The organism is Acetobacter malorum, from assembly GCF_001580615.1.
Taxonomy (GTDB): domain Bacteria; phylum Pseudomonadota; class Alphaproteobacteria; order Acetobacterales; family Acetobacteraceae; genus Acetobacter; species Acetobacter malorum.
Genome location: NZ_LHZC01000047.1, coordinates 21,210 through 41,424 on the forward strand (window position 1 = coordinate 21,210; position 20,215 = coordinate 41,424).

Consider the following 20,215-nt stretch of genomic DNA (forward strand, 5'->3'; position numbering starts at 1 on the left):
AAATTAAAGGTGGTTGCCATGAAGGTTATTGTTCTTGGTGGTGGTGTTGTGGGTGTGACATCTGCCTGGTATCTCGCGCAGGCCGGGCATGAGGTCACGGTGGTGGAACGCCAGCCGGAAGCCGGTATGGAAACCAGCTTTGCCAATGCGGGGCAGGTGTCCCCCGGCTATTCTGCCCCTTGGGCTGGCCCCGGTGTACCTTTGAAATCCATCAAATGGCTGATGATGGCGTATCGCCCGTTTGTGTTCTGGCCGATGCCGGACCCGCATTTGTGGTCATGGCTGGTGCAGATGCTGGAAAACTGCACGTCTGCGGCGTATGACCGGAACAAGGGCCGCATGGTGCGTCTGGCGGAATATAGCCGGGACGTGATGATGGACCTGCGGGCAAAAACGGGCATTGAATATGATGACCGCCAGCAGGGCACGCTGCAGGTGTTCCGCACCCAGAAGCAGCTTGATGGTGCGGCGCAGGATATTGCTGTTCTCAAACAGTATCAGGTGCCTTACGAAGTTCTGGATCGCGCTGCCTGTGTGCAGGCTGAACCCGGTCTGGCAGATGCGGCTAACAAGATTGTAGGTGGCCTGCGTCTGCCGGGTGATGAGACGGGGGATGCCTTCAAATTCACGCAGCGTCTGGCCAAAATGGCGGAAGAAGCGGGTGTGAAGTTTCTGTATAACACCCGTATCAAACAGCTTTTATCCGAAGGTGGCCGGATTACCGGGGTGGACACCAGCAATGGTGTGCTGACGGCAGATTCCTATGTTCTGTCTCTGGGGAGTTTCTCTCCGGCTCTGGTGCGCTCTCTGGGGATGAAGCTGCCGATCTATCCGGTAAAAGGCTATTCTCTGACAGCAGATATCACACAGGCCGACCGCGCACCTGTTTCCACCATTATGGATGAGACCTTTAAAATCGGCATTACCCGTCTGGGTGACCGCGTGCGTGTGGGGGGCACGGCAGAGCTGGCCGGGTTCAGCCGCCGTCTGCGTGCTCCGCGCCGGGCGACGCTGGAACATTCCGTAACGGATCTGTTCCCGGATTGCTGTGATGTGCCGGGTGCGTCCTTCTGGACTGGCCTGCGCCCCATGACGCCGGATGGCACGCCCATTATCGGCCGCACCGGGCTGGAAAATCTGTTTCTCAATACCGGTCATGGCACGCTGGGCTGGACCATGGCTTGTGGGTCTGGCCGGGTTCTGGCGGATATCATGTCCGACAAGAAACCTGATATTGCGTATGAAGACCTGAATATTTTCCGTTACGGTCTTTCATGAAAACGCTGTCATGATTGACTCATTTTTTCGGGAATGAGTTCTCATCATGCCGCAGATTATGCCGCCTGCCCGAAAGAGCAGGCGGCTTTTTTGTGCCTGCAAGCGGGGCATGCACGCCATGCAGAAGCATGTGGTCTGTGTTTTTTCAAAAAACTGTAAAACTGATCAGGCAGAAAAAATGTTCTTCTAAAAAAACATCTTTTCCGCTGGCGTATGACATGGATATGCCCCTTTTGGTTGGTGAGATAACCAGCGAACAGGGATGTTCATGTTGCTCCTGATGCTTTCATAGGGTGGGCCTTGGTCGTTATGCTGCCAGACTGGTTTTTCTTGCCTTCGCGCTTTGTCTCGTCTTTCCCCCGTGCCTGCCGACCGGTTCCCCTCTGTGCCCAGAGGCTGACGTTTGGGGTCAGCCTGCTGGCTGTTGCCGGGAGCCTGACTGCCTATCCTGCCCTTGCACAGGCGGCAGACACAGAGCAGGCCGCACCGCAGAGTAATGCGGCTATTCCGGCCCCGCCTTCCGCCAGCCAGCAGCGGCAGGCCGCCCGTCTTTCCACCAGCATTGTGTTTAAACCTACCCGCACTGATATGGCGCTGATTGAGGATCTGGAACACCGCACGTTCCTCTGGTTCTGGGAGGCAGGAGATGCGCAGACCGGGCTGGTGCCGGACCGTTATCCGTCGGACCAGACGCAGGCCAGTGTGGCGTCCATCGGGTTTGGTCTGACAGCTTATGGTATTGGCGTGGAGCGTGGCTACATTACCCGCCAGCAGGCCATAGAGCGCACGCTGAATACCCTGCGTTATCTGACTAAACTCCCGCAGAATGACAGTGCAGAAAATTCGTCTGGCTATCACGGATTTTTCTATCATTTTCTGAATAACAAGACCGGCCTGCGCTTTAATAAAGATATTGAACTGTCCAGCATTGATACGGCTTTGCTGATGCAGGGTATTTTGTTTACGGAAAGCTATTATACGCAGGACACGCCGCAGGAAGCGGAAATTCGCAGTCTGTCCAACCAGCTTTATCAGAATGTTGACTGGGCATGGATGCGTCGGCCTGATTTGCGGCTGAGCATGGGGTGGTCACCCGAGCATCAGTTCCTGCCCAATTACTGGGAAGGCTATAGTGAAGGCATGATGGCCTATATTCTGGCCCTTGGCTCACAAAAGCATCCGCTGGAACCGGCCTCCTGGCAGGCCTGGCTGACGACGAATGATCGGCGGTGGGGTGAGTATTACGGCCAGACGATGCTGAATTTTGCACCACTTTTCGGGCATCAGTACACCCATTCCTGGATTGATTTCCGGGGAATTCAGGATGACTGGAACCGGGAAAAAGGCATCGACTATTTTGAAAATAGCCGCCGTGCCACCTACGCTCAGCGCACGTATGCCATGACCAACCCCGGTAAATGGCAGGATTACGGAAAAGATGTGTGGGGGCTTACGGCCAGTGATGGGCCGGGTGAACTGACGCAGACAGTGGGTGGCACGCCGCGCCACTTTATGTCCTATTCTGCACGCGGGACAGGGCGTGACTATACGCAGGATGATGGTACCATTGCCCCGACGGCTGCTGGTGGCTCCGTAGCCTTTGCGCCGGAAATTGCCATTCCTGCTCTGCGGGAAATGAAACACCGCTACGGAAACCACATTTACAGCCGTTACGGGTTTGTGGATGCTTTCAACCCCAGCTTCCACACCGCAGACAAGTCGTTCTGGTCCGACACAGCCTATCTGGGCATCGATCAGGGGCCGATTCTGCTGATGATTGAAAACTGGCGCAGCGGGCTGGTGTGGAACACCATGAAGCGAAACCCCGCTATCCGGCAGGGCTTGTTGAAAGCTGGTTTTCAGGGTGGCTGGCTTGGGAACGGGAACGGAGCGCCTGCATCAGCAACCCATGCCAGTGCGCCTGAGCCCCAAACCTCAGAACCTGCAAGCCAGCATGCCAATGCGCAGCATCCGGCTCAGAGTGGGCAGGGGCAGACGGGCTGATTTTTGTTTAGTGTCCGAACGGTCTGTTCCGGGGCTTAATACCTAAAAAGGTTTCCCGAGAGAATGATCTTTCGGGAGGCCTTTTTTAGAAACTGTTAGAATGTGTTCGCAAAGTCGGTCAGCTGAGACTGGCTTGTTGTCGCAGCAGGGTGCCAGACTTTGATGGGAGGTGCGCTTATCCCTGATAAGACGCAATCTCGATCAGATTCTGGTCCGGGTCATGGCAATAAACAGATGTGATTGGCCCCAGTGCGCCCAGACGGGCTACAGGGCCTTGCACAACGCTGACGCCGCATTTTTCCAGATGTTCCACCACGTCGTCACTGGTGACGGCGGTGACAAAACATAGATCATTCCCGCCGGGCAGGGCATGCACGGCGGTCTCCCACCCGGTTGCGTCCTGCGGGCGAAGGTTGAGCTTCTGCCCGCCAAAACGCAGAGCTGTGCGGTTATTGCGCCCATATTCCTCGCGCTCCATGCCCAGCACACGCTGGTACCAGGAGGCGGAAATTTCGAGGTCTCTTACGGTCAGGACCGCGTGGTCCATCCGGTCAACAGTAAAGCGCATGAGGTCAACACAGCTCCTTTAGTGTTCAGCTGAGTTCAGCGTAGAAGTCATTCCCCTTGTCGTCGATAACAATAAAGGCGGGAAAGTCCTCAACCTCAATTTTCCACACGGCTTCCATACCCAGTTCGGGATACTCGAGCACTTCAACCTTGCGGATGCAGTCCTGTGCCAGCCGTGCTGCCGGGCCGCCAACAGAGCCGAGATAGAAGCCGCCATAGGTTTGGCAGGCATCCTTCACAGCCTTGGAGCGGTTGCCCTTGGCGAGCATGATGTAAGACCCGCCCGCCGCCTGAAGTTCAGCCACGTAGGAATCCATGCGTCCGGCTGTGGTCGGGCCGAAGGAGCCGGTTGCCATGCCTTCCGGCGTTTTGGCGGGGCCAGCGTAATAAACCGGATGGTCTTTCAGATACTGCGGCAGGCCTTCACCACGTTCCAGCCGTTCCCGGAATTTGGCGTGGGCAATGTCACGCGCCACAACCACTGTGCCGGTGAGGGCAAGGCGGGTTTTGACCGGATAGCGGGAAAGCTCTTTGCGGATTTCATCCATCGGGCGATTGAGGTCGATTTTCACCGCCTCGCCTTCCAGATGCTCATCCGTGGTTTCCGGCAGGAAGCGAGCCGGGTCATGCTCCAGCTCTTCCAGAAAGAAGCCGTCCGCCGTGATGCGGGCCTTGATCTGCCGGTCTGCCGAGCAGGACACGCCCATGCCCACCGGCAGGGAGGCCCCGTGGCGGGGTAGGCGGATCACGCGGACATCATGGCAGAAATATTTGCCGCCAAACTGTGCGCCAATGCCCAGCTTGCGGGTGAGTTCCAGAACCTTCTGCTCCATCTCCACATCCCGGAAGGCATGGCCGGTCATGCTGCCGCTGGTGGGCAGGCTGTCATACCAGTGGGTGGAGGCCAGCTTGACGGTCTTGAGCGTCTGCTCGGCGGACATACCGCCAATTACAATGGCCAGATGGTAGGGCGGGCAGGCGGATGTGCCGAGGGTTTTGATCTTCACGTCCAGCCAGTCCAGCAGCTTCTGCTCGGAGCCGAGCAGGGCGCGGGTTTCCTGAAACAGGAAGGTCTTGTTGGCTGAGCCGCCGCCCTTAGCCACAAACATCAGGTCAAACTGTTCATCATGATGCGTGGCGGGGCTGGCGAAAATATCGCACTGCACGGGCAGGTTGGTGCCGGTGTTCTTTTCCTCAAACATGCTGAGGGGCGCCATCTGCGAATAACGCAGGCTGGTGCGGGTGTAGGTTTCATACACGCCTTTGGAGAACGCGACTTCTTCATCACCTTCAACCCACACGCGCTGGCCTTTTTTGCCAAAGACAATGGCGGTACCGGTGTCCTGACACATGGGCAGCACGCCGCCTGCGGCAATGCCAGCGTTTTTCAGCAGGTCCAGCGCCACGAAGCGGTCATTGTCCGAGGCTTCGGGGTCCTTGAGGATGCTGGCGAGCTGTTTGAGGTGGGCAGGGCGCAGATAATGCGCGACTTCATGAAAGGCCTGCGCCGTGAGCTCCGTCAGAGCTTCCGGCGTGATGTGCAGGATGGTCTTTCCGCAGCATTCCGATGTGCTGACACCGGCGATATCCACCTTCCGATAGGACGTTGTGTCCTCCCCCAGCGGGAAAATGGGGGAATAGGTGAAGGCGGGTACCGGGGGGCGAGGGGGCTGGCTGGTCATGATGTGCTGAACTCTCCGTCGGCCTGCCCCGAAAAGTGGGGCTTAACCGGGTGATGGCCCCTTCTTACGAAAGGCGTCAAGACTGACAACCTGTGAGGAGGTGTCACTTTCCGCTGAGCCTTCAGCCTCTTTCTCTGCCGATGGGGCCGGGGTGGCCTCTGGTTCGGGCGCTGACTCTTCTTCCGGTTCTGCTGCCATGAAATGCAGGCTGAGATGGATGGAGGGGTCCGCAAAGCCGGTAAAGGCGCGCACGGGAATTTCCAGAATGGAGCCCGCTCCGCCAAAGGACAGACCGACAGAGACCTTGCCCGCAGCGCGGTCCACGTTCAGGTCCCAGAACTGGTGCTGCAGCACGATGGTCATCTCATGCGGATACTGCGCGCGGAGACGATCGGGGATCACCACGCCGGGCACGTCCGTGCGGAATGTCAGGTAAAAGTGATGTTCGCCCGCAAGGCCTTCACGGCTCACATACTCAAGCGCGCTCAGCATCACGCCGCGATAGGCGTCTTCCAGCCATGTTTCATAAGGCAGCAGGCTTTCGGGCGGAAAAGCGCCATTTTCCGGGGTGTTATCGTGGTCATCCGCCATGAAAGCTCTCCTCGCTCGCGCCGGTTGGACGTGCCGACGTCTTGAATATCACTCTACCGTCAGCCATGCGTGAAAGAGTGGGGAAGTGCAAGGCGGCAAGTTATGATTCTGCAACACGGCAGGAGGCCGAAGGGTCTGCCGGATGACGATCAACTATGCTTGACCCGTGCGGGACTGGGGCTTTTTGGGGTTTTGCCGGATGCGGGACTGTAAGGGCTGAGTCCGGCTCATCTCATGGCTGTAAAGTGGGAGGGCTTCTGTTGCCCGGTGCCCTCCCGAACCGCGCTTATCGCTTATGCAGCGACAGCGAGCACCTCAGTGTTATCATTGGCACTTGTAAGTTTAGCCCGATAACGGCGGTACAATGCCGGGCAAAAGGAAGGTCTTTACCACGCGTGTCGAGCCTGTTTCGTCCCCATCCGTCCGAGCCGTGAGGCCGGATTGTATTGGTGGAGACGCCGGGTACTGCCCCCGGGTCCACAACGATTATTCCACGTTCCGTTTATCACCATAGCCAAGGGGCAAGCCCCTCCGGCACTGTTGAACATAAGGAGCGCAAGGGCGGATTGCAAGAGCGGAGAACAGGCGCGCTTCCCTGTTCCCTTCCGCCAGCGTGAGCAGGCGTTCCAGATCTTCGGGTTCAATGTCGAAGGCTTCCCCGGTTTTATGCAGTGCCGCGAGAATATCTTCGCGGTGCAAGCCGGTTGCTGTTTCCGCCGGGGGTGAAGCGGGCACGGCATGATGGGGGTAGCTGCGGCCTGAAAGCTGGTGAAATGCTATGCCGACACAGACCAGAATGATCGAATTAAGCCCAACTGGCACCAGCGGAAACAGGAGGGCGGCAGTCGGCCCCGCGGAAGAGGGATGGAGTAAAACCGCTGTTAAGGCTGCGGCCCCGCCGGGCGGGTGGAGTGAGCGAGTCGCAGTCATCACCATAATGGCCAGCCCGACAGCCAGCCCCGCAGCAAGCATCTGATGCGGGATGGCGATGCTGACCAGCACCCCGATTGCGGCAGACACGCCATTTCCCATGATAACGGCATACGGTTTTGCCAGCGGACTTGCCGGAACAGCAAAAACCAGAACGGACGATGCGCCGATGGGGGCAACAATGGCGGGGAGAGCCGAGGGCACGATCAGGCCTGTCAGCGCCAGACTGGCAAGAATCCCGCAGACGGCCCCAAGGCCAACAGCCAGAGAGAGGAAAGACGTGTAGCCGCCCCGTGCCGTAAACGGCAGCAGGGAGGAGAAGAATTGACCCATACCTGAAGTATCCGTTCGACTTCGTTATAATTATTCTTGTTTTTTTATTAATGGTAAAGGGATCTGTGCTTTCTCTGCCTGCGTGTCATACTCTGCCTGATGCTGTCTAATTGAACATCATTATTGGATGATAAATTTCTCTTATGAGGGTGCGTCAGACCGCTGTTGCGTGAGATCAGGCATTTTCGCCCAGAGCATTTTGCGCTAGGGAGAAGGCATGTCACTGACCGATGCCCAACGCGCCGAAATTGCGGCGCACGCCCAAGAAACCAGCTCCACTCGCCGCCCCACGGTGCCGGCACTGGAGGCCATGCTCTATGAACCGCAGGAAGTGCTCGACCACGGGTTCCTGCGGGTTATTGACTATATGGGGGATGATTCCGCCATTGTGCAGGCAGCGCGTGTGTCCTACGGGCGCGGCACCCGCAAGGTGTCTGAAGATGCGGGGCTGATCCGCTATCTGATGCGGCATCGCCATTCCTCGCCGTTTGAAATGTGCGAGATGAAATTCCACGTCAAACTGCCGATTTTTGTGGCGCGGCAGTGGATCCGTCACCGCATGGCCAGCGTGAATGAATATTCTGCCCGCTATTCGATTCTCGACAGCGAATTCTATATCCCCGCGCCGGAACACATGGCCTCCCAGAGTGCGGTGAATCGTCAGGGCCGTGGCGATGTGCTGGCTCCGGATGATGCGGCAGCGGTGATGGATATCCTGCGAGATGACGCCATCCGCACCTACCGCAATTATGAGACGATGCTGAGCACGGAAGGGGACGGCTACGGTCTGGCCCGTGAGCTGGCGCGCATCAATCTGACGGTCAACACCTATACCCAGTGGTACTGGAAGATTGACCTGCACAACCTGATGCACTTTCTGGCCCTGCGGCTGGACCCGCACGCGCAGTATGAAATCCGCGTCTATGCGGAAGCCATGCTGAAAATCCTGCACGCCTGGGTGCCGCAGACGGCGGCAGCATTTGAGGATTATCGTCGCGGTGCGGTGACGTTCTCTGCCGGGATGCTGAAAATTGTCCGCCGCATGCTGGCGGGTGAGCAGGTAGAACAGGCCGGCTCTGGCCTGAGCAAGCGCGAGTGGGATGAAATGATGGCGGTCCTGAAAGGCTGATTCCCAGCCAATGAAGGACCCTTCATTCCACGACGAACCGTTTGTAGAGGATGAGGGCGCGAAGCCAGCATCCTCCCCCTTTCTGGCGACGTCGGATGACCTGAAAGGGCTACGTCCGCCGTCCGAACGGCTGCCAAACTTCACCCCTTTTATTGTGGTGGCGGCCTTGCTGGTGGGTGTGTGGGCGTATCTGTTTTTTACAGCCCCTAAGGATATGAAACCCCAGCATTTGCATGTGTGTGAAACACAGGGGCCGGATAGCCATAAGACACTCTGCCTTCACTAAAATTTGACAGAATCGTCAAGTTCCTTGCTTTCTGTGCAGGTCAGCCTCTCGGGATGAGGTGTAGTGGCGCGGCAGCACTCTTCTGTATCGTCATAAATGTCATCGTTTCTGGCGGCTGACGGGCTTTTTTGTACAGAAGATGGATTGCAGTGAGATGTCTATTTTATCATCAAAATTTTTACGCACGCTCTGTCTGGCCGCAGGTGGCGCGGCGCTGCTCGGCACGCTGACTCCGGCCCATGCAGAGGATTCTCTGCGCCAGCAACAGACGGAAGCCTGCAAGGGCGATGCGCTCAAGCTCTGCGCGCTGGCAATCCCCAATGAAAAGAAGATTACCGCCTGCATGGAGCGCAAGAAGGACAAGCTGAGCCCGAAGTGCCGCGCGTTTTTCGATAATAAACCGGCCAGCGGTAAAAAAGCGCCTGCTAAAAAGCACTGAGGCTGGCCGGGGTGAGGCGGGCGGACCCGCCTCGTAGAGAGTCAGCCTGCCGTGGTGAGTTTGTCTTTGAGGGCAGCCGCCGTGGCCTGAGCAATGCGGCGGAAGGCTTTAGCGCCTTCGCTTTCCGGCGCGCTGGCCACAATCGGGGTTCCGGCGTCCCCTGTAGAGCGGATATCCGCCAGCAGCGGCACTTCCCCAAGGAAGGGCACACCCATGGTCTCAGCTTCCTTCTTCGCGCCGCCGTGGCCAAACAGTTCCGTGTGGTGGCCGCAGTTCGGGCAGCAGAAGTAGGACATGTTCTCAATCAGGCCGAGAACAGGGACCTTCATTTTCTCAAACATGCTTACACCGCGCCGGGCGTCAATCAGAGCAATATCCTGCGGGGTGGAGACAATCACCGCTCCGGCCAGCGGTACTTTCTGCATCAGGGAGAGCTGGGCGTCCCCCGTGCCAGGGGGCATGTCCACCACCAGCACATCCAGCGGGCCCCAGTCCACGTCTGTCAGAAACTGATTGATGGCGCCCATCACCATCGGGCCACGCCAGATCATGGCCTGCTTTTCATCCACCAGCATGCCGATGGACACAGCGCTCAGGCCCCACACCTGCATGGGTTGCAGGCGGCCTTCCCGCACTTCCGGCTTGGCTTCCGTGCCCAGCATGCGGTGCAGGGAAGGGCCGTGAATATCGGCGTCCATCAAGCCCACGCGCAGCCCTTCCTGCGCCAGACCAATGGCCAGATTGGTGGACGTGGTGGATTTGCCCACGCCACCCTTGCCGGAGGCTACGGCGATAATGGCTTTCACATTCGGCAGCACGGGTGCGTCCGGGGCCGGGGCGGGGCCGCCAAACGGACGATGCCCGCCGCCTCCGGCTTTGGGCCGTGCCGGGGCGGAGGGGGCTGCGCCGGGTGCGGAAGGCGCACGATGCGCAGTGAGAATGACGGTGGCCGTCTGCACACCCGGCAGTTTTTCCAGCGCGGGTTTGGCCTCGTTGCACAGCGGGGCGAGGGTGGCGGCCTGCTCCTTGCTGACAGCCAGCGCAACACTCAATCGCCCCTCTTCCAGCCGGAAGCCATCCAGCTTGCTCAGGGCCAGCAGGGAGTGGCCTGTTTGCGCATCCCGTACGGAATCCAGCACACGGGCAACGTCATCATGATTGAGGGGAGAAGAGTGTACCACTGTTTTTCGTCCTGACTCTGGCTGTCTCTGCGGCACAAGAGGCCTGTTGCCCTGTTGGCAACAGCATGAGGCTCCTGCCGTCAAGGGGGAAGAGCGGGTGCTGTTTTGCGGTCCCCATCGTTTTGACGCTTTTTTCAGGAATTCGGTGCGCGTAAAGAAGGAAATGGTCGCCCAATATCTGGAGTGCGCCAGAGTCTGATGGAAAAAGGGGCCGATCCGTTATTATGAGCGCCATGCCGCACGATCCGTCCACCCTGGAAAAACCGGTCCCGCCCCCAGCCATGCCTCAGTCCGCTCCACCTGTGGCCCGCTCCGTGCGGGACCATCGGATTGACGCCATGCGGGGCGTGGCCCTGCTGATGATGTTTGTGGACCACATTCCGCAAAATCTGCTCAACCGTTTTACCATGCGGAATATCGGCTTTGCCGATGCGGCGGAAATCTTTGTTCTGCTGGCAGGCTATGCGTCATGGCTGGCCTATGGGCGCGGCTTTCGGAAATATGGCGTGGCCGTCTGTTTGGGGCGCATTTTCCGCCGGTGTGTGCAGCTTTACATCGGGCAGACCATTATGGTGATGGTCTATGTCATCACGGTTCGGGCCTGGCGGCACTATACACTGGTGCCGGTAGATTTTCTGGAGCCGGAACTCGCACATGGCCTTAGCTGGGTCTGGCGCGTCATGATGTTTGATGCACTCCCCAGCAACCTGAATATTCTGCCTCTTTATATCATCCTTCTGGGCGGCTTTCCGCTGTTTTATGTGCTGATGCGCATCCATCGTTCTCTCGCACTTCTGCTGTCCGGTGCGTTGTGGATGCTGGTCAATCTGGACCCCGGGCTGAACCTGCCCAACTGGCTGGACCCGGATGGCTGGTATTTCAACCCGTTTGCCTGGCAGTTCCTGTTCGCGCTTGGGGCGTCTGCGTCTGCTGAGACAGAGCGGCGCGGAGCGGACTTCCCGCGTCTGGACATTCTGGCCGGATGCTGTGTGCTGTATCTGGTGTTTTCCGCCCTGCAGGCCTTTCCCTGGGCACAGTGGGGGCTGCCGGATCTGCGGCCGTTTGGCACAATGATCATGCCGGAAAAAAGCTGGCTCTCGCCCCTGCGCCTGCTGGATGTAATGGCCATTTTCTATCTGGTGCAGTCCTCTGCTGCGGCGCGTAAATGGGCGGCAGAAAGCCGGACCGGCCAGCTTCTGGCCCGCGTGGGGCGGCACTCACTGGAAATTTTTGTGGTGGGCACGGTGCTGGATCTGTACGCGCGCCTGCTGTTCAGCACGTTTGGGGATGGCTGGCTGTTGCAGATTGTCGTGAATGTGGCGGGCCTGAGCATTCTGTTCGCTCTGGCCGCCTGGCTGGACGGTTACCGCAAACGCCAGCGGGCTACGCGGCCAGCCTGATGTTCGAAACAGGCTGACGGTGGAACAGGATCGTGCGATAGACTAAGGTCCGATGTGATTTCTGACGTTTGAGAGTATTGTCGCCCATGCGCCTGTCCAGTCATCTCCTTTGTGCCGGTTCTCTGTCCTGCCTGCTGCTGGCGGGGGTTTCCGGCCCGGTTGCTGCATGGGCTGCGGAGGGGGCTGCTCTGGCGGCAGCACCTCAGGCGGCGGCTCCGGTTGCGGGGCGGCTGAACGGCGCGCCCGACAGTTTTGCCGATCTGGCCGCTAAGTTGCTGCCTGCCGTTGTCAACGTCTCCACCACGCAGACCGTCAAAAGCGGCTCTGATGAGGACGATGAGGATGGCGATGGCGGGGATGACCAGCTCCCCCAGATGCCAAACTTCCCGCAGGGCTCACCCTTTGAGAAATTCTTTCACGACTTTATGAACCGCCAAAGCAGCCCGGACGCGCCGCCGCGCCGCATGCAGGCGCTGGGTTCCGGCTTCATTATCGATCCGGCGGGCTATATCGTGACGAACAATCACGTCATTCGCCATGCGGACAAGATTACGGTCACGCTGCAGGATAATACGGTGCTGACCGCCCGCGCCGTAGGGCATGATGACCGGACCGATCTGGCCTTGCTGAAAGTGGACAGCAAGAAGCCGCTGCCCGCTGTCCATTTTGGGGATAGCGATAAGCGCCGGGTAGGGGACTGGGTTCTGGCCATTGGCAACCCGTTCGGCCTGTCTGGCACGGTAACGGCGGGGATCATTTCCTCACGCGGGCGCAATATTGATCAGGGCCCGTATGATGACTTCATCCAGACGGATGCGCCCATCAACAAAGGCAACTCCGGTGGCCCGCTGTTTGATATGGACGGCAACGTCATCGGCGTGAACACGGCCATTTACTCGCCGTCTGGCGGCTCTGTGGGGATTGGCTTCTCCATTCCGGCCAATGAGGCGCGCGGGATTTTGGAACAGCTCCGCAAAACCGGGAAAGTCTCTCGCGGCTGGCTGGGTGTGCGTATTCAGAACGTGACGCAGGATATTGCGGATGGTCTGGGCCTGAGCCCGGCGCGCGGTGCGCTGGTGGCCGGTGTGGAAAAAGACGGCCCTGCCGCCAAAGCCAAACTCCAGACAGGTGATGTGATCCAGACGCTGGATGGCCAGTCTATTGAAGGCAAGGCACTCCCGCGCCTGTCCGCCCAGTTGCCGGTGGGTACGGTGGCGCATCTTGGTGTGTGGCGTCACGGTAAAATGGTGGATGTACCGGTGACTATCGGGATGCTGCCGGAACCGGCAGCCGAGCCGGAAGCCAAGCCCGCTGCAACCCCCAAAGGGGCGGCGGAAGTCAGCCTCTCCAAGCTCGGCTTCTCAGTCGGGCCGCTGGATGCAGCCGCCCGCCAGAAATACAGCCTGCCGTCTGGCCAGAAAGGGGTGCTCGTCACCTCCGTGAAGGACGGTGGTCTGGCCTCTGATCGTGGCCTGCGTGAAGGCGATGTGGTGACGGAGGTTCAGCAGGCGGAAGTGACCAGCCCGGCAGACCTCAAAAAACGGATTGAAGACGCGCAGAAAGCCCACAAGAAATCCGTGCTGCTGCTGGTGCATGATGCCGATGGCCTGCGCTGGGTGCCGTTCCCACTGAATGGTGAGGACACCCCCTGAGCCGGTTCTGCGTTTTCTGCCGGTCTTGTAAAAGCAGAGCGGGCTTTTGATGCATTTTAAAATTTTGTCTGCCCCATGGCTGGGCAACCCGGTTGTCCGGCAGACTATCAGGCTTCTGGTATCTGTTGGGCTGTGCGGATTTGTGACGTGGATCACCAATCTACAGGAGCCGGGCTGGGCGCTGATTACTTCAGTGATTGTCACCCAGAGCAGTATTACGGAAACGCTGTCCAGCGGGCGGTATCAGCTTGTTGGCACGTTGATCGGGGCTGCGGCCAGCATTCTGCCCATCACGCTCATGCTGTACCACTGGCCGCTCTGGGAATCCTTTGCGATCGCCTTTGTGCCGCTGGCCATTCTGGCCTCCTGGAAGCCGGGCACGCGGATGGGGGTGGTCACGCTGATGATCGCCACCCTGTTTGCCACGCCGAATGACCCCTACCTGCTGCCGGTTGAGCGCGTGCTGTCCATTCTGATGGGCGTGGGGGTTTCCATGCTGGTGACCTACGTTGTGCTGCACGAGCAGGCGCGGCGGGATGCCTTCCGCAATGCCGCGACCACCGTGCGCCAGATTGTCGAGATGCTGACGCAGGCCCACAATCATGAGATGGACTGGGCGCAGATTCAGGATCTGAATGACGCCAGCGTGGCCTCCCTGCGCAAGGTGCAGAGTGCGGTGGAGGAAGCGCGGCGTGAACACTGGCGACCGCTGGAAAAACGGGACCCCATGCTGGCGGAACTGCCCAAGGCCCTGCGGCAGTTGCAGATGGATGCGCTGGTGGTCACCCGTGCTGTTCTGCTGGCCGAGCATCAGCCTGTGCAGGGGAAGGACGAGGCGACGGACCCGCTCAGCCCCGCCCTGATGCGGGCGTTTGACTGGATTATCCAGCGCTGCGAGAGCGAGGTTGTGTCCCGCACGGGTGAGGAATATCGCGTGGCAGCCGGGGTGATTACGGCGCTGCCGGATGATGGCGCGCAGGGTGAGGAAATCATGGGTTTCGTCATGGGCGTTCTCCGCACGGACCTGAAAACCCTGATCCAGCTTCTGGCCGAAGACGACACCAAAAAAGCCTGAGGCTGCCTGAAGGGCAGGATAAATCTTTCAGGGTTTGACGAACTCAGGCCCGGTTGAGGCTTTTTTTCAGCACAGGGAGTATTTTGCCATGAGTGATGAAACCAACACCGTTATCCGCGTGCATGAAACAGGCGGCCCGGATGTGCTGAAGGTGGAAAACCTGCCCGTGCCCACGCCGGGTGCTGGGGAAGTCCTGCTGCGGCAGGAGGCGATTGGCGTCAACTTCATTGATACCTATTTCCGCTCCGGCCTTTATAAATTTCCGTCTCTGCCTGCCATTCCGGGAATGGAAGGGGCGGGCGTGATTGAGGCCGTGGGGCCGGATGTAACGGACCTCAAACCCGGAATGCGCGTGGCCTATGCCGGGGTGCGGGGCGGGTATGCGCAGTATCGGACCATTGCGGCTGATCGTCTGGTTGTGTTGCCGGAAAATGTGTCATGCGAGACGGCCGCCGCCGTGACCCTGCGGGGGCTTTCCGCGCACATGCTGCTTCGGCAGGTTTATCCGGTGCGCAAGGGTGAGACTATTCTGGTTTATGCCGCCGCCGGAGGGGTCGGGCAGTTGCTTTGCCAGTGGGGCAAACATCTGGGCGCACGGGTGATCGGCGTAACCTCCACGCAGGAAAAGGCTGATCTGGCCCGCGCCTGCGGTGCGGCGGAGGTGCTGGTGGGCACGGATAACCTGCCCCAGCGCGTGCGGGAGCTGACAGACGGCGCCATGCTGCCGGTGGTGTATGATAGCATCGGGCGGGATACGTTTGAGGCCAGCCTGTCCTGTCTGGCACCGCGTGGCCTGATGGTGAGCTACGGCAATGCGTCCGGCCCGGTGACAGGTGTGGATGTGGGGACATTAGGCGCGCATGGCAGCCTCTATCTCACCCGGCCTTCTCTGATGACCTATATCGCGGACAAATCCGAGCTTCAGGCCTCAGCCGCCGCCCTGTTCAGCATGCTGGAGCAGGGGGTGTTGCGGCCCTCCATCGGGCAGCGTTTTGCGCTGGCGGAGGCCGCTGAGGCCCATCGGGCTCTGGAGTCGCGCAAGACTGCTGGCAGCACCATTCTGCTGCCGTAAACGGTGTCTTGCGGCTTCCGGCCTGCATGAACCGGGAACGATGGGGTGCCGAGGGCGTTTTTTAAAGAGGTGCGCGTGATGGCGCTGGCATGCGGTTGTTAGCGCATGACGGAGTGCCGCGGATCGGTTAGATTGAGACGTCTGCCCGGCACATCGGGTGGGCGAAAAAGAATGCAAGGATAGTCTGATATGCCGAAATGTCCGGTAAAGTGCCCGAAATCCCCCTGTATGCGCGGTCTGCTGATTGCTGGCCTGGTTGCTGCGGCGGTTTATTTCTTCCGCAAGAAAAAATGCTGCGGCTAAATCTGATTTTCTGACCAGACATGGCCAGACCCAAAGCCCGCCCGGTGCAAGCCGGACGGGCTTTTTTTATGCCCGGTTGAAAGGGCAGGGGCTGCCAACGCTCCATTGAGGTAGAGCAATGTGCTGGCAACGGGTTGTGTTATGGTGCCGGCTCTGTATCAGACTAAATTCAGTGTAACTGCTGTCTGCATCCCTGTGTTGTCAGACTGATTTAAGAAAGGATAAGGGCGTTGCATCCTATCGTCTCCCGTCTTGCTTCTCTGGCTGCAGGGTCCATGGCTGCATGTGCGCTGACAGTTGGCGGCGTTGTTGCTGCTGGTCTGCCGTCAGCAGCCCATGCGCAGGCTTCTGTTCTGCTCAAAAACCAGTCTGCCAAGGCTGTTGTGGAAACTGTCGACCATGATGCCCGTGAGCTTCTGCTGCGTGAAGCCAATGGTCACCTCATCACCATCGAATACGGTTCTGCCGTGCGCGATCTGCCGCATGTGAATGCGGGCGACAAGCTGAGCATCCGCTTTGTAGAAACGCTGGGTGCAGAGATTGCCCCGCCGGACAGCCCCCTGCCGGAATCCACGCTGACGACCGCCAAAGGCTACGTGCATGGCCACCCGCGCGGCGTGATTGCAGCTTTCCGCCGTGAACGCGCAACTGTGCAGAGCATTGACCTTACGACCCACACCCTGTCCTTCGTGACGACGGATGGTGAGTCTCACATTGCCGTGCTGCGCATTAAGGCGATGCAGGACTTCATGGCAACGCTGAAGGTTGGCGATGTTATCGACATCACCCGCACGGAATCCATTTCCTACGTCATCCTGAACGACACGGTTGCTCCGGCAGCGGACCCGAACGCTGCGGTTCAGGCTCCGGCTGATGCGGCCAACGCTGCTGCTGGTGCCGCTGCAACGGTTCCGGCCGTGCCTGCAGTTCCGGCTGCACCGGGTGTTCCCGCGGCTCCTGCCGTTCCCGCAGCACCAGCTGTGTCTGCCCCGGCAGTATCTCCGGCTCAGTAACGTCTCTGATTTTTCTCAGCGCTTACAGAAAAGGCGTCCCGTTTGGGGCGCCTTTTTTATTTGAGGACCCAGCGCCATCAATTCACCAGATTCCTTATTACAGTATCGAACTGTTTTGAATGGAACTGTGATGAATGACCAGCGCACCCCTTTCCCCTCCAAAGATCCACCAAAGAAATGCAGGGATTGATGTTCTGCGCGGGCTGGCGATTGTTCTGGTTATTCTGAACCATGTTGCGATCCGGCTTCCGCTCACAAAAACCAGCCTGGCAGATTTTCTGCCGTATGGGGTGCTGCGGTTTATAACGCATCAGGGCTACCACAGTGTTTTTGCGTTTTTTGTTGTGTCCGGTTTTTTGATTACGTCCGGAATTATCAGGCGCTGGGGGAGTTTGCCGCAGAGTCAGCTTCCGTCTTTTTACGCCCGGCGTTTTGCGCGCATTGTGCCCTGTTTGCTGGTGTTGCTCAGTATCCTTGTCGTGCTGGATATCAGGGGCGTGCAAGGGTTTGTAATTGACAGGCCCGACCAGAGTCTGACTGCTGCTCTGTGCTCAGCTTTTGGAATGTATCTGAATAAGTATGAATGTTTAACAGGGTACCTTCCTGCAAACTGGGATGTCCTGTGGTCCCTCTCGATTGAGGAAATGTTCTATCTTGTCTTCCCAGTCCTTTGTCTGAGCCTACCGCGGTCTGAAAAATGGCAGAGTGTCCTTTTCGGGGTGGCGGCGTTTGCTTTGCCTTTTGCCATGCACGCAATGGCAGGAGAGTCTCAGATCTGCCGCCATAAGGCGTATATCCCCGGGGCGTCTGCGCTCTCTGCGGGTGTGGCGGCGGCTCTTGTCGCCCGGTCGGACCGGATCAAGCGGCTCTGGGTGCCTGCTCTGGGCTGGTCAGGCGCTGCGATCCTCCTTCTGACCTGTGTCCTGCCGTTTTTTGTGCCGCCATCTATCTCGGATGATATGACTCTCGGCCTGACCCTGAGTGTGGCTGCTTTGCTGATTGCGTTTTCAAAAGGCTGGGGCGCGCTGTTTCAGTACAAAGCGTTTGCGTGGCTCCGGTCATTTGGCTTGATGAGCTATGAGGTCTATCTGACCCATATGTTCATAGTGCTGTGTCTCGTGCAGGCCTATCAGGGAGCTGGATTTTCAGAGCGTGCAGCGTGGGGCTGTTACCCCGTTGCTCTGGGCGGCGCATGGTTGCTGGGATACGCGACGGATCGGTTTTTGTCGTATCCGGCAGAGCGCAGGATGAGGGCTTTCTTTCAACGCTTTATCAGAGCGCGGTAAAGAAGCCCTCAGGAGGCCGGAACACATCCTCCTCCCGAAGTCTTAAGGGTGAGACTTAAGTTTTAGCGCGGCACGCGGCGGGTTAACTGCCCAAGATCACGCACTGCGCCACGGGCGGCGCTGGTGGTGAGGGCTGCGTAGGCTTTCAGGGCGGTGGACACAACGCGGTCGCGTTTCGGCTGCCATGCGGCATCACCCTTGTCATCCATCCGCTCACGCCGGGCGGAGAGTTCACTATCCGCTACAGCAACGGACAGCCGGCGGTTGGGGATGTCGATCTCAATCCGGTCACCTTCTTCCACCAGACCAATCACGCCACCTTCCCCTGCTTCCGGGGAGATATGGCCAATGGACAGGCCCGAGCTGCCCCCGGAGAAGCGGCCATCGGTAATCAGGGCGCATTTTTCGGCCAGCCCTTTGGATTTCAGGTAGCTGGTCGGGTAGAGCATTTCCTGCATGCCGGGGCCGCCTTTGGGGCCTTCATACCGGATGACGACCACATCGCCCGCTTTGATTTTGTCGCTCAGAATAGCGGAAACGGCGTCATCCTGACTTTCAAAAATACGAGCCGGGCCAGAGAAGGTTTCAAGACCGGCAGCAACACCGGCAGTTTTCACAATCGCACCGTCTTCGGCCAGATTGCCATACAGCACAGCCAGACCGCCATCCTGATTATAGGCATGGGCACCATCACGAATGGCCCCGTTGTCCTGATCCGTATCCAGCTCCTTATACAGGCTGGCCTGAGAGAACGCCTGCGTGGTGCGCACGCCACCGGGGGCCGCGCGGAAGAAGTCACGAGCGTTGGTGTTGCTGGCACCGTCAGCAGAGCGGATGTCCCATGCAGTCAGACCGTCTTTCAGAGACGGGGCATGGACCATCGGGATTTCGTTATGCAGCAGGCCGAGGCGGTCGAGTTCGCCCATGATGGCGGGGATGCCGCCAGCCCGATGCACGTCTTCCATATGCACATCCGGGCGGGACGGGGAGACCTTGCACAGATGCGGCACTTTGCGGGACAGGCGATCGATATCCTGCATGGTGAAGGGCACTTCGCCCTCATGCGCTGCGGCCAGCAGATGCAGAACGGTGTTGGTAGACCCGCCCATGGCGATATCAACAGACATCGCGTTTTCAAATGCCTTCATGGTGGCAATGCTGCGCGGCAGCACGCTGGCGTCGTCCTGCTCGTAGTAACGGCGGGCCAGATCCACAATGCGTTTGCCTGCTTCCACAAACAGTTCGCGCCGTGCGGCATGCGTGGCCACAAGCGTGCCGTTGCCGGGCAGGGAAAGGCCGAGGGCTTCGGTCAGGCAGTTCATGGAATTGGCGGTGAACATGCCGGAGCAGGAGCCGCAGGTCGGGCAGGCGGAGCGTTCAATGGCCTGCGAATCCTCTTCGCTCACGCTCGGGTTGGCGGCGGCGACCATGGACGTCACAAGGTCGGCCCGCTGTTCAATATCATCCAGCGTGACGCGGCCTGCTTCCATCGGGCCACCGGAGACAAAAATCACCGGGATGTTCAGCCGCATGGAGGCCATCAGCATGCCGGGAGTGATTTTGTCACAGTTGCTGATGCACACCAGCGCATCCGCACAATGTGCGTTGACCATATATTCTACGGCATCCGCAATCAGCTCACGCGAGGGCAGGCTGTAAAGCATCCCGCCATGGCCCATGGCAATGCCGTCATCCACTGCAATGGTGTTGAACTCGCGGCCAATGCCACCGGCTTCCGCAATGGCTTCGCACACCAGCTGGCCCATGTCCTTAAGGTGCACATGGCCGGGCACAAACTGCGTGAAGGAGTTGGCGACGGCAATAATCGGCTTGCCGAAGTCGGAATCCTTCATGCCTGTGGCGCGCCACAGGCTGCGTGCGCCAGCCATGTTGCGGCCATGGGTGGTGGTGCGGGAACGGTAACCGGCCATTGCGGGGGTCTCTCTGGTCAATACAACAAAAGGGTAGAAATGAACGGCCCAGTCTCAGGCAGG

Annotated in this window: 16 protein-coding genes, 1 other RNA gene and 1 pseudogene; 11 read left to right on the top strand and 7 right to left on the bottom strand. The window is 59.0% G+C overall.

Annotation, left to right across the window (positions count from 1 at the left end; all coding sequences use genetic code 11):
• Positions 1–18: 18 nt before the first annotated feature.
• On the top strand, positions 19–1,278 hold the full coding sequence (locus tag AD930_RS06925; RefSeq protein ID WP_061502357.1) for a D-amino acid dehydrogenase: 1,260 nt from the start codon (positions 19–21) through the stop codon (positions 1,276–1,278).
• 504 nt (positions 1,279–1,782) lie between these two features.
• On the top strand, positions 1,783–3,282 hold the full coding sequence (locus AD930_RS06930; protein WP_373320449.1) for a glucoamylase family protein: 1,500 nt from the start codon (positions 1,783–1,785) through the stop codon (positions 3,280–3,282).
• A 175-nt stretch (positions 3,283–3,457) separates the two neighbouring features.
• Here the strand turns inward: AD930_RS06930 and AD930_RS06935 are convergent, their stop codons facing one another.
• The 5 genes and pseudogenes from AD930_RS06935 to AD930_RS18545 form a co-directional block, all read right to left on the bottom strand.
• Complete coding sequence (locus tag AD930_RS06935; RefSeq protein ID WP_043549369.1) at positions 3,458–3,850, bottom strand: VOC family protein; 393 nt, start codon at positions 3,848–3,850, stop codon at positions 3,458–3,460.
• A 25-nt stretch (positions 3,851–3,875) separates the two neighbouring features.
• A complete protein-coding gene (locus AD930_RS06940) occupies positions 3,876–5,531 on the bottom strand; it encodes a fumarate hydratase (RefSeq protein WP_043549367.1) in 1,656 nt (551 codons plus the stop codon).
• Between the two features lie 42 nt (positions 5,532–5,573).
• Positions 5,574–6,122, bottom strand: a complete 549-nt coding sequence (locus tag AD930_RS06945) for an SspB family protein (RefSeq protein WP_061505642.1) — start codon at positions 6,120–6,122, stop codon at positions 5,574–5,576.
• Positions 6,123–6,366: 244 nt separating this feature from the next.
• Positions 6,367–6,698, bottom strand: a transfer-messenger RNA (tmRNA) gene (gene ssrA / locus AD930_RS06950).
• Between the two features lie 228 nt (positions 6,699–6,926).
• Positions 6,927–7,385, bottom strand: a pseudogene (locus AD930_RS18545) (HPP family protein); the annotation flags it as partial.
• A 217-nt stretch (positions 7,386–7,602) separates the two neighbouring features.
• On the opposite strand from AD930_RS18545, the gene thyX reads away from it, so the two are divergent.
• The 3 genes from thyX to AD930_RS06970 all read left to right on the top strand — a co-directional run bounded on the left by thyX (position 7,603) and on the right by AD930_RS06970 (position 9,239).
• Positions 7,603–8,514, top strand: coding sequence for an FAD-dependent thymidylate synthase (gene thyX / locus AD930_RS06960; protein WP_043549365.1), 912 nt, complete (start codon positions 7,603–7,605; stop codon positions 8,512–8,514).
• Positions 8,515–8,524: 10 nt separating this feature from the next.
• Positions 8,525–8,800: a hypothetical protein gene (locus AD930_RS06965; protein ID WP_061505644.1), complete on the top strand. Its 276-nt coding sequence runs from the start codon at positions 8,525–8,527 to the stop codon at positions 8,798–8,800.
• A gap of 154 nt (positions 8,801–8,954) precedes the next feature.
• Complete coding sequence (locus tag AD930_RS06970) at positions 8,955–9,239, top strand: hypothetical protein (RefSeq protein ID WP_061491892.1); 285 nt, start codon at positions 8,955–8,957, stop codon at positions 9,237–9,239.
• Between the two features lie 41 nt (positions 9,240–9,280).
• On the opposite strand, the gene AD930_RS06975 is transcribed toward AD930_RS06970, so the two are convergent.
• Positions 9,281–10,420 carry an Mrp/NBP35 family ATP-binding protein gene (locus AD930_RS06975; protein ID WP_061505645.1) on the bottom strand — a complete coding sequence of 380 codons (1,140 nt, stop codon included), beginning with the start codon at positions 10,418–10,420 and terminating at the stop codon, positions 9,281–9,283.
• Positions 10,421–10,701: 281 nt separating this feature from the next.
• Here AD930_RS06975 and AD930_RS06980 point away from each other — a divergent pair, with 281 nt between their 5' ends.
• From AD930_RS06980 to AD930_RS07005, 6 genes are all read left to right on the top strand, one after another.
• Positions 10,702–11,820, top strand: coding sequence for an OpgC family protein (locus tag AD930_RS06980; protein WP_244150521.1), 1,119 nt, complete (start codon positions 10,702–10,704; stop codon positions 11,818–11,820).
• Positions 11,821–11,906: 86 nt separating this feature from the next.
• A complete protein-coding gene (locus tag AD930_RS06985) occupies positions 11,907–13,472 on the top strand; it encodes a DegQ family serine endoprotease (RefSeq protein ID WP_061505646.1) in 1,566 nt (521 codons plus the stop codon).
• Positions 13,473–13,521: 49 nt separating this feature from the next.
• On the top strand, positions 13,522–14,547 hold the full coding sequence (locus tag AD930_RS06990; RefSeq protein WP_231866729.1) for an FUSC family protein: 1,026 nt from the start codon (positions 13,522–13,524) through the stop codon (positions 14,545–14,547).
• 88 nt (positions 14,548–14,635) lie between these two features.
• A complete protein-coding gene (locus AD930_RS06995; RefSeq protein ID WP_061505689.1) occupies positions 14,636–15,619 on the top strand; it encodes a quinone oxidoreductase family protein in 984 nt (327 codons plus the stop codon).
• Between the two features lie 578 nt (positions 15,620–16,197).
• The gene (locus AD930_RS07000; protein ID WP_061505690.1) at positions 16,198–16,935 is read left to right on the top strand and encodes a hypothetical protein; all 738 of its coding nucleotides are present in this window, start codon (positions 16,198–16,200) and stop codon (positions 16,933–16,935) included.
• A gap of 134 nt (positions 16,936–17,069) precedes the next feature.
• The gene (locus AD930_RS07005; protein ID WP_061505647.1) at positions 17,070–18,221 is read left to right on the top strand and encodes an acyltransferase family protein; all 1,152 of its coding nucleotides are present in this window, start codon (positions 17,070–17,072) and stop codon (positions 18,219–18,221) included.
• Positions 18,222–18,283: 62 nt separating this feature from the next.
• Here AD930_RS07005 and ilvD read toward each other — a convergent pair whose 3' ends face one another.
• On the bottom strand, positions 18,284–20,152 hold the full coding sequence (ilvD, locus tag AD930_RS07010) for a dihydroxy-acid dehydratase (RefSeq protein WP_061505648.1): 1,869 nt from the start codon (positions 20,150–20,152) through the stop codon (positions 18,284–18,286).
• Between the last annotated feature and the right edge of the window lie 63 nt (positions 20,153–20,215).

Coding starts and splice junctions, on each gene's coding strand:
- AD930_RS06945 (WP_061505642.1), bottom strand. CDS start 6,122: ATGGCGGATGACCACGATAACACCCCGGAAAATGGCGCTTTTCCGCCC.
- AD930_RS06990 (WP_231866729.1), top strand. CDS start 13,522: ATGCATTTTAAAATTTTGTCTGCCCCATGGCTGGGCAACCCGGTTGTC.
- AD930_RS06965 (WP_061505644.1), top strand. CDS start 8,525: ATGAAGGACCCTTCATTCCACGACGAACCGTTTGTAGAGGATGAGGGC.
- thyX (WP_043549365.1), top strand. CDS start 7,603: ATGTCACTGACCGATGCCCAACGCGCCGAAATTGCGGCGCACGCCCAA.
- AD930_RS06980 (WP_244150521.1), top strand. CDS start 10,702: ATGCCTCAGTCCGCTCCACCTGTGGCCCGCTCCGTGCGGGACCATCGG.
- AD930_RS06940 (WP_043549367.1), bottom strand. CDS start 5,531: ATGACCAGCCAGCCCCCTCGCCCCCCGGTACCCGCCTTCACCTATTCC.
- AD930_RS06970 (WP_061491892.1), top strand. CDS start 8,955: ATGTCTATTTTATCATCAAAATTTTTACGCACGCTCTGTCTGGCCGCA.
- AD930_RS07000 (WP_061505690.1), top strand. CDS start 16,198: ATGGCTGCATGTGCGCTGACAGTTGGCGGCGTTGTTGCTGCTGGTCTG.
- AD930_RS06985 (WP_061505646.1), top strand. CDS start 11,907: ATGCGCCTGTCCAGTCATCTCCTTTGTGCCGGTTCTCTGTCCTGCCTG.
- ilvD (WP_061505648.1), bottom strand. CDS start 20,152: ATGGCCGGTTACCGTTCCCGCACCACCACCCATGGCCGCAACATGGCT.
- AD930_RS06925 (WP_061502357.1), top strand. CDS start 19: ATGAAGGTTATTGTTCTTGGTGGTGGTGTTGTGGGTGTGACATCTGCC.
- AD930_RS06995 (WP_061505689.1), top strand. CDS start 14,636: ATGAGTGATGAAACCAACACCGTTATCCGCGTGCATGAAACAGGCGGC.
- AD930_RS06935 (WP_043549369.1), bottom strand. CDS start 3,850: ATGCGCTTTACTGTTGACCGGATGGACCACGCGGTCCTGACCGTAAGA.
- AD930_RS07005 (WP_061505647.1), top strand. CDS start 17,070: ATGACCAGCGCACCCCTTTCCCCTCCAAAGATCCACCAAAGAAATGCA.